This is a genomic window from Brevundimonas sp. DC300-4, from assembly GCF_049897365.1.
Classification (GTDB): domain Bacteria; phylum Pseudomonadota; class Alphaproteobacteria; order Caulobacterales; family Caulobacteraceae; genus Brevundimonas.
This window is the reverse complement of the sequence record NZ_JAFCWC010000016.1, coordinates 1-13,515: the sequence shown is the minus strand read 5'-3', so window position 1 is coordinate 13,515 and position 13,515 is coordinate 1. Positions and strand designations below refer to the sequence as shown.

General features: G+C 58.2%; 12 protein-coding genes and 1 pseudogene. 3 read left to right on the top strand and 10 right to left on the bottom strand.

The features are described 5' to 3' along the window. Positions 1-3: 3 nt before the first annotated feature. The 4 genes from ACP7AZ_RS16420 to ACP7AZ_RS16405 all read right to left on the bottom strand — a co-directional run bounded on the left by ACP7AZ_RS16420 (position 4) and on the right by ACP7AZ_RS16405 (position 4,309). On the bottom strand, positions 4-606 hold the full coding sequence (locus ACP7AZ_RS16420) for a DUF1788 domain-containing protein (protein WP_426039696.1): 603 nt from the start codon (positions 604-606) through the stop codon (positions 4-6). Further along, positions 603-1,193 (bottom strand): DUF1819 family protein, encoded by a 591-nt coding sequence (locus ACP7AZ_RS16415; RefSeq protein WP_426039695.1) that lies wholly within the window; start codon positions 1,191-1,193, stop codon positions 603-605. Before ACP7AZ_RS16415 ends, ACP7AZ_RS16420 begins: the two co-directional genes overlap by 4 nt. A 307-nt stretch (positions 1,194-1,500) precedes the next feature. Continuing rightward, positions 1,501-3,018 carry a DUF2779 domain-containing protein gene (locus ACP7AZ_RS16410; protein WP_426039694.1) on the bottom strand — a complete coding sequence of 506 codons (1,518 nt, stop codon included), beginning with the start codon at positions 3,016-3,018 and terminating at the stop codon, positions 1,501-1,503. Positions 3,019-3,094: 76 nt separating this feature from the next. Next, complete coding sequence (locus ACP7AZ_RS16405; protein WP_426039693.1) at positions 3,095-4,309, bottom strand: hypothetical protein; 1,215 nt, start codon at positions 4,307-4,309, stop codon at positions 3,095-3,097. Between the two features lie 363 nt (positions 4,310-4,672). Here ACP7AZ_RS16405 and ACP7AZ_RS16400 point away from each other — a divergent pair, with 363 nt between their 5' ends. Both ACP7AZ_RS16400 and ACP7AZ_RS16395 read left to right on the top strand, forming a co-directional pair. Beyond that, a complete protein-coding gene (locus tag ACP7AZ_RS16400; protein ID WP_426039692.1) occupies positions 4,673-5,113 on the top strand; it encodes a hypothetical protein in 441 nt (146 codons plus the stop codon). Between the two features lie 16 nt (positions 5,114-5,129). Beyond that, positions 5,130-5,501, top strand: a complete 372-nt coding sequence (locus ACP7AZ_RS16395) for an NUDIX domain-containing protein (protein ID WP_426039691.1) — start codon at positions 5,130-5,132, stop codon at positions 5,499-5,501. Between the two features lie 44 nt (positions 5,502-5,545). Here the strand turns inward: ACP7AZ_RS16395 and ACP7AZ_RS16390 are convergent, their stop codons facing one another. Further along, positions 5,546-5,938 (bottom strand): hypothetical protein, encoded by a 393-nt coding sequence (locus ACP7AZ_RS16390; RefSeq protein ID WP_426039690.1) that lies wholly within the window; start codon positions 5,936-5,938, stop codon positions 5,546-5,548. A 414-nt stretch (positions 5,939-6,352) separates the two neighbouring features. On the opposite strand from ACP7AZ_RS16390, the gene ACP7AZ_RS16385 reads away from it, so the two are divergent. Beyond that, a complete protein-coding gene (locus ACP7AZ_RS16385) occupies positions 6,353-7,411 on the top strand; it encodes a hypothetical protein (RefSeq protein WP_426039689.1) in 1,059 nt (352 codons plus the stop codon). A gap of 90 nt (positions 7,412-7,501) precedes the next feature. Here ACP7AZ_RS16385 and ACP7AZ_RS16380 read toward each other — a convergent pair whose 3' ends face one another. The 5 genes and pseudogenes from ACP7AZ_RS16380 to ACP7AZ_RS16360 form a co-directional block, all read right to left on the bottom strand. Beyond that, positions 7,502-8,602, bottom strand: a complete 1,101-nt coding sequence (locus ACP7AZ_RS16380) for a DUF2201 family putative metallopeptidase (protein ID WP_426039688.1) — start codon at positions 8,600-8,602, stop codon at positions 7,502-7,504. Further along, the gene (locus ACP7AZ_RS16375; RefSeq protein ID WP_426039686.1) at positions 8,599-9,600 is read right to left on the bottom strand and encodes an AAA family ATPase; all 1,002 of its coding nucleotides are present in this window, start codon (positions 9,598-9,600) and stop codon (positions 8,599-8,601) included. Before ACP7AZ_RS16375 ends, ACP7AZ_RS16380 begins: the two co-directional genes overlap by 4 nt. Beyond that, the gene (locus tag ACP7AZ_RS16370) at positions 9,597-13,124 is read right to left on the bottom strand and encodes a hypothetical protein (RefSeq protein ID WP_426039685.1); all 3,528 of its coding nucleotides are present in this window, start codon (positions 13,122-13,124) and stop codon (positions 9,597-9,599) included. The genes ACP7AZ_RS16375 and ACP7AZ_RS16370 overlap by 4 nt, the downstream gene beginning before the upstream one ends. Beyond that, positions 13,121-13,336, bottom strand: coding sequence for a hypothetical protein (locus tag ACP7AZ_RS16365; protein WP_426039684.1), 216 nt, complete (start codon positions 13,334-13,336; stop codon positions 13,121-13,123). The genes ACP7AZ_RS16370 and ACP7AZ_RS16365 overlap by 4 nt, the downstream gene beginning before the upstream one ends. Positions 13,337-13,396: 60 nt before the next feature. Continuing rightward, positions 13,397-13,515: pseudogene (locus ACP7AZ_RS16360) on the bottom strand (IS630 family transposase); the annotation flags it as partial.

The window sequence follows — 13,515 nt, the reverse complement described above, 5'->3', positions numbered from 1 at the left end:
TCGCTAAACCTCGTAGTTAAGAATATTAAACGCTCTGTAGTATTTGTCGTCATGTAATCGACCGAACAGATCGAGAGAGGCTCCCGTCGCTAGCGCATGCGTATAGCTTCCCGGGAAAAACAATATAGTTGGCCTGTCTTTGGCCGCGCGTTGTAGGTTATTAAGTACGTTGTGCGACCGAATGTAAGGATAAACTTCGCCAACACCGGATAAAAATATTACATCGTGTGGAGTCGAATTTATCAAATCTGATATCCAGGGTATCAATGTCGCACTGGTGTCGAGAACGGATTGGAGTATCTCCCGAATTTCTGCCTTTTCTTTTTCGGGCTCGATTTCGATTATTGTGTCACGGATATTTCGTTCGCTCAGTATCGAGAGCGCCACATCATATATGTTGATGTCCAAGACAATATTTCCCGCATGTGAAACCCTATTGATGAGATCGTTGCGGTCCGAATCGATTGATAATCCCTCCTCCGCCGGGAATGGGCAGATAAAGAATGGCACTTCATTGCCTAGGCCCTGCTTGGTCAGGAATCGCTGACTGGTGATCACGTTGTAGAGGTGTTCAGAGCGTTCCTTGCGACTTTCCGGCTTCCTCACGATACAGTTCCTTGATCCTGGAGCCCTGGAAAGATCATTAGGTCATGTTGGTTGTGATGCCCGATCATTGACCTCAGCCTGAGAGAAATGAAGGTCGATACGATTTTCCGATCCTCCGTCACGACGTTCGCTTCTCGCATGATCCGGAACAGAATTTGACGGAGTTTCGTCCTGGTCGCCGGCGTGATGCCGGCAAGGCGCTCGTCCCATTCAGCCTTTGCAGCGAACAGGATGTCGAAGCTCTCAAGCGGCAGATCGAACCGACGCGATAGGTAGCGCTCACGGAGGACCTCCGTAGCGAACTCTCGCACGAAGCGGTACGCGCGACAGGTTGCGAGCCATAAGAGGGCTTGTTGTTCGCTACGGTCAGCGTCGTGAACGAGATAGTCGATCTCCTCCGCACTCAAGGTTGAAACCCGAACCACAGTCTCCCTCAGCATTCGGCGCCGCGACTCCGCCTTGGGCAGCGAAGCGATTCCCGCCTCGAGGGCCCGATGCAATGTGATCTCCCAACTCTCGGATGGAACGTGCAGGCGAGCGATCTCGACGCTTTCGTTCAGATGAAGGCCGCCAACAGCGAAAGACATACGGTAAGGTTGGGATGACGCAGCGTTCATAGGACTGTGATCTGACAATGCTGGGCAAGCTCTTTCTGGCCCCGCAGCGCCAGCCCTTGGGTGCCGGACGCACAGAGTGCGCGTTGAATCAGCGGGCTTGGCGGATCTTGGATAGGAACCAGGACAACGCGTGACCAGACCGGAGACCCGTGAAGATGGGTGGCTGATTGGCCAAGCGTTCTCATGGGGTGATGAGCCGCTCGGCGACCAATATGGCCGAGCCGCTCCAGTGGTTGCGACTGTGAAGATCGGCGGTAGAGGCAACGGGTCACGAGATTCATAAGGCCCAAGCCTCCACCGGACGCGTGAGCCGTTGCAACAGCACCACCATAGCCTCGGTGTCGCGCTCGCAATAGGTTTCCAGCGCAGACCGGATGGTCGCCTTCCGCTCTGGCGTGCAACCATTCGAGACGGCTTCAAGCCAGGCCAACTGTGCCGCCATTCCGTCGCCGACGACCAGATCTTCGTATGACATGTCGGGAGCCACCGTCTTCAGAACCGCCTTGATCGACCAGCTTCCGCGCTGATCGCGGTGGTAGTAGTGGTCGCGCGTCACCGGCAGCAGGTCGACGATCCTGTCGCGGATTTCCATCAAGGTAGGAGCGAGGTCCAGGAAACACTCCGCCAGACCCTCAACACAGCCCCGCTCGAAAGAGGCGTTGTAAGTCACAACAGCCCCACAATGAGCGCCTAGCGCCGTGAGCAATGCCTCGGCACAGGCCCTGCGGGGATCCGCCCCATCCAGCGACAGGAAGCCGACATGGTCCAGTCCGCCGCCGTCCCTTTCGACGTGGCAGGAAAACTGGAAGGGCACCGCCTGATAGGGACGCGTCCCAACCCACTTGGGGACTGCAAACGAAATCGTCTCGAAATCCAGATAGGCGCGCGGCGAGGCCCAACCTTCAACTGCGGCCGCTGCACCCTTGTGGTCATGGTAGACCTGCCCGGACAACGTGGCGGCATGGATGCGCCGATGGATGGGGTTGTCGAGGTCGCGCTCCTCGATTTCCCTAAGGTCATAGGCACCCTGCGCGCCGAACCGGGCCGCGAGGGTCTTGCCCGTTCGCGGTAGCAGAGCGACAGGCCACTCAGGCGCAGCGGGTTCGAAACTCGCACAGTGCTCCCGGAATTCACAGGTGAAGGGCGTGTTGCAATGGTCGCCGGTCCGCACGGCCGGCTCAGTTGAAACCAGTACGGCCCGCGCGCGGGCCACACGGTCCGGCACTCTGGCCAGGAGCTCGGTCAGGTCGTCGAGCAAGGCGTGATCCTTGAGCAGGCCACGATAGGCACCGGCGGTCTTCAGAACGAACTGGTTGTCGATATGGCGGATTGAGGCCCCAGCGATCTCGAGCCCGCAGGACTGCAGCACCCAGACCTGGGTGGCGAGGTCGGCCCGGTGGTAGTCCTTGGTCTTGGTGGTGCTCTTCACCTCTGCGATCGCCCAGGCCGCCTCGGCCACAGGCTCAAGCACATCCACCTGAACCAGAAGACCCTCCTGGGAAAAGGTCGCCTCGAACAATGGCAGACGGTTCCCTTCGGCGAGCAAACGCTGCGTCGTCTCCGCTGCAGCCCCCAGATCCCTCTCCTCGATCATGATCCCGTCGGGGCGGAGGTCACAGGCGATCGCTCCCACCTGATGGCACACGGCCATCTGATGATCCGCGCCGGCATCTCGCTTACCCAGATCGCGGCGATGGACCGACAGCCAAAGCTTACGCTCGCACTGATCGAGCGCGGTCAGGCGGGACTTCGACAGGCCATGACGTTTGACCTCGATACTCGGCTCAACCGTCATTTCCTCCCCCAAAACGGTGAGCCAGAACGGCTCTCAATTTCCACCTATAGTCGCAGCATGCCAGCCCCGCACAAGCCTATCCCTGATAATCGGCGACGGCCGATCGCACGCGGGGTCGGGTGACATTGACGAAGGTGTTCACGCGCTCGGCTAGCCAAGCGAACGCCTTCTTACGGACCGCCGCATCATCGAGCGAGCCGAACACTTTTGAGTCAATAATCGTGGGGCGACCGTCACGGTCGATGCGCCTTGCAGTTCCTCCGAGGTCTTCGCGAATCTCTTCCCAGGCGTCAGCCAGGGTAAGCATCGCATGCTCGCCCGCGGTGCCCCGGGCTGAGGAGATCATGACGCCGACCTCGCCCAGCTTCATGCTCCGGTAGACGTTCAGCCAACAACTGCCGGCCGGCGCGGGCAGATTGAAGGACAGATAGCCAAGCTTGGCAGGCTTGGGCACGGCCTGCTCGGGGTCATCAAGCGACAGGCCGGCCAGAAACTCGGCCCAGAACCTCTGCTGCGCGTCAGACAAAGCAGCCCGATCCGGATCCAGCTCACGCACCGTCGACGGGTCGGCGGTGTCTTCAAGAGTGTAGCCCTCAGGCACCGCTACGACCGTTCGGGTGACGACCGAGGTCCGAGCCAGCACGCGCGGGGTGACCAGACGGTCCCCGTTCGGGAGATCGAAGATCGGCATCTCCACAAGACCAAGCGAGAAATGCAGGCCGGCATGCGCCTGAAGGTATTCTGCGATGGCTTCGACACCTTCGCGGATCCCATCGCCGACGATCAGCAGAAGAAACCGGCCACGTCTGAGGTTGGAGGTGAGGGCGTCGTTGAACTGGATCTCGTCGACGGACGGGTCCACCTCACGCACTAGGTCCAGAAGGACCGTGCCGTCACGTTTCAGACGACGGCGCACCTCCCGCTCGAGGTCCGACGAAGACCATCGGCTGAGTTCCTTGGCGTAGTCGAGGATCTGACCAACCACCTCGCGACGGCCTTCCGGGTTCCTCCAAAGTTTGCACTCGACCAGAACGGGCAAGCCGGACGGAGTCACCATGAAGTTGTCGATCGGGCCTGCGGGCGTTTGCAACTCCATGCAAACGGGCACCGGCCCGATAAAGGTCGGGTCGATCTCTGCGATAGGCAGACAGGACGGGTGCTCGTGAACCAGCCGCTGGATGTATTCTTCGCTGACGGAATCTTCTCCGCTGCGGAAGCCGATCGACGCTAGAGAGGTCGCCTTGGCCGGCCCGCGTGGGATAAGGACTGGTGCACTGTGTTGGCGGCTCAAAAAGGTCTCCAGTCCATGTTCGCGGGCAGGGCTTGCGCCATCCCTTGCCACGGGCGTTCGCAACATCCGTAACGTCTAGCTACGTCAAAAACGGTCGCGCCGTCGAGATCAGCAGCTGCTTGGTATGTCTTGACGGCGTCGGCCGCGAACCAGCCCAGGAATCGAGCAACCTCTCTCTAGCGATTGCCCGAAGAAGGACGTCTGGCCAAGCCGACGGACGATAACCGATGCCGCTCTCTCTCTGATGGCAGAGATTAACTAGCTGCGACGGGCGGACTAGCGGGAGTTGACACAACTCCCTCCGCATATTTGTCTTCGTCTTAAGCGGCCCCACAATGCGGGCTCGCTGAATCAAGGAACGACATGTCGATTTTTGACCATCTCAAGAAAGCCTTCGGGAAGCCGGGCGACAACCGGTCGGAATTTACTCGTAACGTCTCCGACACCATGACTGATCTCGCACGGCAGGACGAAGAGTCTGTGGCTCGCGGCGAAGTGCCTGAACGACGACTGATCCCACACCATGCCATAAAGCGGGACGTGATTATTGCCGCCTACCAGAAGGATTTCGAAATGGCCGTGGCTCAGGTTCGTGGACTTGCTTGGACCGACGCCGCCAAGGATCAGAAAATTGCCGCGCTTGGGCCAGACTTTGAGAAACACATCGGCGGCGTGAAGCGCTTGGGTCCAGGAGACCTCGACAAGGTAATCTCTCTGATGAAGAAAACCAGGACGGACCTCCTGGAAATTGAATCACAAGTTAGAGCGAAGACGCCAATATACAGCATCGTAGACCCGCTGTAACTGCCCTTCCCTGATCATGCCAGCTAGGCTCAGGACTCATAGCCAGAAGAGCACGGTCGCCGCGAGGGCGAAGGGCCGGCCCGATCCCGGCGAAACTGCTGAGAAAGCCGCCCTACGAGAGGTGCTCGAAGAAACGGGATACGAGGCGCAAATCATCCAGGCTTTGCCGATGCCATTCGCCGGTTCGACAACGTCGACCGCCTACTTTCTGATGCAGCCTGTAGGTTCGCCGACGCCGTTCAAATCCGAGGAGACGAATACCATACGCTGGGCTTCTCTGACGGAGGCGCAGGACCTTGTTGCGCTCACCAAGATCGAGAGCGGACGCAAGAGAGACAAGGCTGTCATCGAAGCCATCCGAGTGGCGCTAGAAAGCTGGCCAATTTAGCCGGCTGGCCCAGCTTGCCGGCGTTTCAGGAGCTTCAGGCAATCCTACCGCCAAAGCCCTCGCCGAGCCTCTTGGAAACCCGCCAGTTCGAGCAACTTGGCTACCTCGTCTGCCCCTAATGGATCGCCATCTATCGATGCGGCGATCTGGTTGAGAATGGGTTGCAGGCCGTCGAGCATTGGCAGCAATCGCCACGCCGCTACAGGAGAGCGAATTTCCACCTGCACCCCTTGCTGGAACTCACTCCATTCAAGTGCGAAGGCTGGGCCTCGTGGTTGGCCATACGCTTCGTAAAACAGGCCGATCTCAATTCGATCCTGCACCCCGCCGACCATCCAGGGGGTCCAGTAAGTGGACCGGGAGACGAATAGAAAGCCCTTCTGTAGAGAGCCGTCGTCAACGTCGGTCTGAAACAATTCTAGGAGTTCATCGTCCATTCGAGTGCTCCTGCTGACCTGCCGCCTCTGGACCCAACGTCATAGTGGGAGTCCGCAGGCTGCGTGGCTGATCTTGAGTTCTGGTGTGAACGGCGGGTCGCCGGGCCGGCACCTGGACGGGTCACGTCAGTTCCTGTCAATCTACCGACCAGACTCCGCTGAATTTCTTCGCATTTTCCAGTAGATCGGTCAGTGGAATTCGACCACGATAGAAACCGCGGACCTTATTCCGATAACATCGCTTGGACGGCGGCAACCGAAGGCCGGTTCAAGCGGGAAGGAGAGGTGTGTTTTCGACTTGGCCGAATTTACGCGTCAGTACCCGATAAACAATATTGGCCAATCCGGAAACGGCAGCGCAAAAGTGTGAGCGATGCGGAACGCAAACAGCGCTCTGACAACCGGTGAAATTGCATGCTTCATCCGATCATCTTTAAAAAGGACACCCGCGGCCGCACGAGGGTTTGGCAAATCGAGCAAGACGGGACGTCTTATCGAGTCCTGTTTGGCATAAAAAACAACCCGCAAACCCCGACGGGTTGGATCCATTGCATCGGAAAACAAGCGCGCAATGATCTGGATCAGGCCGGTTTTGAGATCGCCTCGGCCTACGAGCACCAACTGGATCGCGAGTATCACAAGACTGAAGCCACGCTGGACGAGCCGAAGTTTTTTCAGCCTATGCTGGCGGGCAAATACAGCGGTTTCTCGCCGGGCTTCGCGCAGCCCAAACTTGATGGAATTCGGTGCATTGCGAGGGTGGAGGGCCTCTTCACTCGCGAAGGCCAGTCAATCGACAGCGCTCCCCACATCTATGAAACTTTGCGGCCTCTCTTTATCAAGGAGCCGGACATAATTATTGACGGGGAGCTCTACAACCACAGTCTCTTTGACGACTTCAATGCCATCGTCAGTCTTGTTCGACGAAAGACCCTCTCCCCCCAGCAATTGACCAGATCGGCTGAGTTTGTCGAATATCACGTGTATGATCTGCCGTCTCATGCCGGCTCTTTTTCAGAGCGTTCTCAAGCGCTTCTAAAAGTCGTTGAAGGTCTACCTGCGATCGTTGCCGTCCAAACCGAGGCCATCCAGGACGAACAGATCTATGACGAACTCCATGGCAGTTGGATCGAAAATGGATATGAGGGTTCAATGTGGCGCGCCGACGCCGCCTATGAACAGAAGCGATCCAAGACGCTTCTGAAACGCAAGGAGTTTCAGGATGCTGAGTTCCGATGTCTTTCCATCGATGAAGGGGTAGGGCACTGGGCCGGTCTAGCGAAAAGCGTGCAATGCGCCCTGCCGGATGGTCGCACCTTCCGCGCGGGCATTAAGGGCAGTCAGGCGCGAGCCAAGGAACTGCTTCATGAGTCACACTTGGTGGTCACCGTGAAATACTTCCATTTGACCCCCGACGGCATCCCGAGATTCCCCGTTGTCACGAAGTTCTGGGGGGAAGAACGGGGCCTTTGATTGCCCTCGCGTTTGTGGACGACCAAACCAATCACGGCCCAGAGGACCGGAGGATCATTGCTATCTCCAGAGGAGTCTTGGGGCATCAGGTCAGAGGACCACACGGGCGACCTGTCCGAACGGAAACTCTTGGGTGGTTAGTCCACCTTCGGGCACGATCCACATTACCGGTGGGCGTGGGGCATCGATGGGAAAAGTTCCATAGCCATCTGTGAAATAGAGGCACAGGTCCGGTGGCGGATGCATGTCTTCCACTTTCGCGAAAAAGGGTTCGAATGATGTGCCTCCTCCCCCGATCGGACGTTCCCGCAGTGCCGCCAGTGTTAGGGAGAAAGGGCCATAGATTTCGGCGTCCGCAAAATAGAACTCACCGCGTATATCCGTATGGATGGCCAACAGGCTTTCGAGTTCCGCAAGGAAGGCTGCCAGTTGGCCTTCGTCGATCGAACCGCTGGTGTCGATGGCCACGACCAGGCGGAGTTGGACCGGTTGGAGCGCTTCCAGATAAAGGCCTCGACCGACAAATCGCCTGTCAAAGCCAACATAGTCATGCTGCGAACGAACGACGAACTGCCAGAGTAGCGCGTCCCAGGGCAGTTGGGGTTCTGCAATCAGGGTCAGTTCGCGCGAGACGCCCGCACCAGTGCTCCCCCAACCAACACTACGGCGGTGCGCAATAATGGCCGCTTGCGCGCGCGCTGCGGCCCATAAACTCTGACTGCCATCAGCTTTCGAGGCCGGCGACGAGAGGAGATCTACAAGGAGAAGTTCATGGCCGCGGTCTTTCCCCGTCGAGATTTGTTCATAGACTTCCTCGACCGAAAGACCCTGCAGATCATAGTCACGCACACTGCCTGATGGCAGTTCGAGGCCTCGCACTCCTGCGATCATACCGTTGACCACGATATCGGCCGCGATGTTCCAACGGATCGGATCACGGAATTTACGGCGTGCCGAGTGCTCGAGCGCGCAATGGAGAAGTTCGTGAACGAGAAGTCCGGCGAGTTGTGAGGCGGTCAATCCGGCCGCATAAGACGGCGATATCCAGATCGTTCGACCATCCGTTGCGGCGGTCTGCACAGATTCGTCGACGCGCCATTCGGCAAACAAGGCCAAGGTTCCAAAGAACGGCTGGAACTTGAGCACCCATCGGCGAGCAGCCTTGACCCTGGCCTCGACTGCCGTGTTCACGTCAGTGAAACGTCCCGCTCCTCGGCAAGGAACGCCTTGATGACGGGGTGCTCCCTCGAGAGCTTTGCAAAAGCAGCGAACTGGTTCGAGCCCCGGATCACAGGCAGACAATCAACGAGCAGAAGTTGCACCCATTCAGGTTCTGCCCGGGTAATCAGCCAGTCCAGCGCGGCCATGGCAGCATTTGCGGTACAAGCCCGTTCACCAAGACCGATGACAATCGCGTAGCGTGCGGACATTTCGGAAGGGAAGCTGAAATGCCCACCAAGGCCCTGCACGATGGCGTTGAGGTCAGGCAGGCTGTTGTAAACCGCACAAAACGCGTCGAACTCAACCTGAGCGGCCTCGCCTACAGCAGCGCCGATTGGAATATCCGCCGCCAGCAACCGAGATGCCATTGCCCAGGACCGCGGCGACGGCCAGGCCGGGACCTTGTAGCTGGGCATATGCAAGAGCGCTGGGCGAAAGGCGAGGAAGGCGGCGATCCGCTCATTGAGCCCTCTCGCAATCCCCCAACTGCGGAAACTGGCCAGGTCGGTCTCGACTTCAAAATGCACGAAACGGTTGGCGAGGGGAGCCGGCATGTCGAACACCGCAGCCCGATCTATGGCCCGGTTGCCGGCAGCCCAGATCAACCAGCCCTCAGGCGCCTTGTAGGAACCGACACGGCGGTCGAGCACCAACTGCTGGGCGACCCCCTGCATCGTCGGCGGCGCCATATTAATTTCGTCCAGGAACAGGATGCCTTGGCCGTCCTGAGGGAGGAACTCAGGCGGATACCATCGCGCCCTCCCATCCTCGGCCACTGGCAAGCCGCGTAAATCGGTCGGTGCCAGTTGGCTCAGGCGCAGGTCAATCAGATCAAGACCGTGGCGTTGGGCGACCGCGCCAACGATCGAAGACTTACCGATCCCGGGTGCCCCCCAGATCATCACGCTATACGGCAGGCGTCCGACCGCGAGACGATCGAGTTGCTGCTCGAGTTCACCGGGGGTCATCCTGTCGAGCTCGCACTACGAACGGCCAGGGCCTCAAGCGCTGCGGCCTGAACGACGGCATTGCCGTCCTTGGCGAGGCCCCGAAGGGCCGACAGGGGCGTCGCCGGATTTGCCGCGATCACGCACCGTTCCAGCCACCAACTCGACCGCTGTGCCCGGGCAAGCGCATCAGGCGGGCACTCTGGTTGAGCCAGGGCTGCGAGGCGAGATATGCCCGGCCGGGTTGTCCGGGTCAGGTCCTTGATCCATCCAACCTTTAACTCTCGGGCCGCTGCGATGGGGTCGGCCGCCGCTTTTGCCGCCTCGATGTGCTTGCTGGCAGATCGCCCAGCGTTGGTTAGCCCCAATCGGAACGTGGGCTGTAAGCCTTCAGCGATTGCTACGTCACCTGATGCTGTACCAGCGTAAGATGGATTGCAGGCAGCGTTTGCACGCACAATCCGGGCGCTGTCCAAGGCCAACTTCGCTAACAGATTGGCAGAGGCGGAAGGGTTTCTGGCGACCTCAACACGCACCCCGATGTCTTCGTCACGGGCCAGGACATTCAATTGATCGACTGGGGCGTATGGATTCCTAGCGGCCTCTAATTTTAAAGCTATTAATAGCTTGCGCAACTCCCATTCTGAAGAGCCACTGACTGGCGAGCCCCCCAACGCAACCAACTTATGTTCGAGTTCTTTGAAATTTTTACTCGGCTCTGATAATTTTTTACGAAACCTTCGTTTCAGAGCAGCTTTTGCCCCAAACGCAACATGACGAACTTCATCGAGAGCGAGGCTCTGCAATAGGCCCGGAGGCGTCGACCAGTTACTAGTGACCTCCCCTCGGACAAAAGCGACTTCATCGCGTGCCAAGATTTCTATAACCTGCAAGGGGGTCGTCGGGTGAACGGCCACCAACTGCCGGACCTCGGATTCCCCATCGCGTGCCAAGATCTCTAGCGCCTGCGAGGGGGTCGTGGGGTGACGGGCTACCGCCCTTCGGACAGAAGCATCCTCATCGCGTGCCAAGATTTCTAGCGCCTGCGAGGGAACCGCCGGGTGCCTAGCCACCACCCTTCGGACCTCATTGTCCACATCGCGTGCCAGAACATCGAGCAATCGCTCTGGTGCATTCGAGTTCCATGCCGCGTGCCTTCGGACAGAGGCGGCCTCATCGCGAGCCAAGGCATCGAGAATTCGCTCCGGGGCAGTTTCGTGTGACGCCATTTCCTCCCGGACATCGGCATCCCCATCGCGTGCCAGCAGATCGAGCAATCGCTCTGGCGCATTCGGGTTCTGCGCCACCCCCCCTCGGACCGAGGCGTCCTCATCGCGTGCCAGGATTTCTATAACCTGCAAGGGGGTCGTCGGGTGACCGGCCACCAACTTGCGGACCTCGGATTCCCCATCGCGTGCCAAGATCTCTAGCGCCTGCGAGGGGGTCGTGGGGTGACGGGCTACCGCCTCCCGGGCGTCGCATTCCCCATCACGCGCCAAGATCTCTAGCGCCTGCGAGGGAGTAAAATTGTGGTAAGCGACGCAATAGCGAACGAGTTTATCATAGTCGCTTGCTAGGATTTCCAGCACATGCGGTGGTGTGTTGTCATCATTCGCCAGAAGTCTGTTCACATTGCCCCGGAACCAATCTCTAAAACCCACCGGTCCCCGCGGCATGCTTGATCGTAAAGCCGGTGGGGCAACGCTATTCTCAGCCACCATCCAACGGATGCATGGATTTTGGTCCTTGGCCAACGCCTCAAGCACGTGCGGTGGAGTGGCCCTGTTCCCGGCGATAGCGTATCTCACGCCGGCAGAATCATCCTTCGATAGGGCCTCCAGAAGAGCTTGCGTGCAAGGTTTTCTCTTCGCGATCGTGCGTCGGATAACAACGTTGTCACTGCCGGCTAAAGCTTCCAAGATCCCGGGAGGAGTAAATCGATCCTCTGCTAGCCGAATTTTTTCATACCTGTCTCCGTTGAGAGCCATTTCCTCCAAAGCGCGCTCAAGAGATGACTGGAGCGCTTTCTTTACATCAAAGGGAGTTTTGGGATTGCAGTAAACAGCATTTTGAATGGAAATCGAATCCGCGGCCGCCAAAACAAGCAGCAACTCTTCGGGACAGGCCCTGTTTCGGGCAATCGTGGCCCTCAGTTGTTCGGATTCATCTTCCGCAACGAGTGCGGCGAACAGATAGGGAGGCAAGGAACGGTTGGCAGCAAGCGCAGACCGTAACCAAGAAGTTTCATAGCTATTTCGGTATTTCTTCGCTGCCAAGGACTCTAGAACATGTGGCGGGGTATACCGATGCGTGGCCACCGCGACATCATACTGAACATTCTGACCGACGAGACGTTCCAGCGGACCTATCAAAAGTTCGGCGGAAGCCGCAGGGTTAGAAATTAGCGAGTTCAAAACCACGCGATGCGTACTGCGCGATATATGTTCCAGAAGATTTAGAGGCGTATTGCGATCACCAGCGAGACGCCACTGGGCGTATTTCTGTGGGTCCGGTGCATCATCAAAAGCAATTAGTTGGAGTAATTGGAAAGAAGTAGACGGGTTTTTGGCTACCGCCGAACGTACTGATATTTCAGAATCTGCCACCAATATATTCAGGATTTCAGGCGTTATATTTGGATTGAGAGCCACTGCTTCCCGTATGTCGGGATTTTCGGCGTCAGTCGCCAATAAGCCCAGAACATCAGGAGTTGTACTGGGATTTAACGCCACTGCTTTCCGAACGTCGGTATTTTCATTGCGCGCCAAACCGGCCAGCACATGGGCAGGGGTCGCGGGGTTCGCCGCCAGATCAATATGTAAAGACGAATACAGGATACGGCTGATTGGGCTGGCCTGATGCGGCTGCCCGAGCGTCGCAGCAGTCGTGCCGTCAAGCATCAAGCCCACCTCGGCTAAGGCGAACTGTTCTGGTTTGGGTCTGTCGTCGCCACGAGCCTGTTCGAGACCAACAGTTAAACGGGCGCGCCAATCCAGGTCGCCGGCGCTTGAACGATGTAAGTCGCAGGCCTCAATCAGGGCTCCCGAAGGTGCCCATGCGGGATTATTGTACGACCGATCCCCATTTTTTCTTACGATTTCTATCGCTTCTGTCGTGGCTGCCGGGTTCATCAGCAGAGTTAGGCGGGTGACTGTGTCACCCCGCTTGGCCGCGTAGGCAAAAAAGCCGGCCGGGCAATTCTCGCGCTTGAGCAGGGCGCGTAATGTCGCCTCTCCAAAGTCGGTGAGCATGTCGGGTTGTTCGATCAGGTAAAGATCGAAAGCTGGGTTATCGAGCAGGTCCGATGGAAACTCCCCGCCGGCCTTGGCGACCGTTTTTGCTAGCGTTGCCGGATTGCGAACGACGCGCTTGCGGATGGCTTTATCCTGATGCTCGGAAAGAGTGTCGAGGAGTTCGGCCGGCGCTGCGCAGTTCGACGCCACCGCTCGCGCCAATGTCTTGTCCCGAACCGCCAGTTCGGCGAGGCGCTGCGGGGGAGTTTGCTCACTCGCCGCTTCCCTCAGTTCTGCTTTCGTGGGCTTCAAGACGCTGCATCCTGTTCAAACAGGCCCAAGCGCCGTCGAACCTCAAGGAGCATATCCCGTTCTTCGACGAAGCCGTGGGCCAACGCGTCGTCGTCATTTTGATGCGCCTTCTTCCAATTGCTGGAATCAGAAAGCTCCGTATCGTCAAAAACTGCACGGGTTATCGTGACGCTGTCCTGATCTCCGTCCACCCACCAACCTGGAAACTGCATTGCGGTCTGCTTTCTTGACTGGCCACGATGGGCTCATGGTACCGGTGCAGGTTGGATTTCCTAGTGGATTGATTCCATCACTTGGTGCCCGCGGTTAGCGGCGGCGATGATTTTGTCTGGATCGGCGGTCCAGACGAAGGGTTTGGGCTGCTGATTGTGATCGACGACGAAGCGGTTGA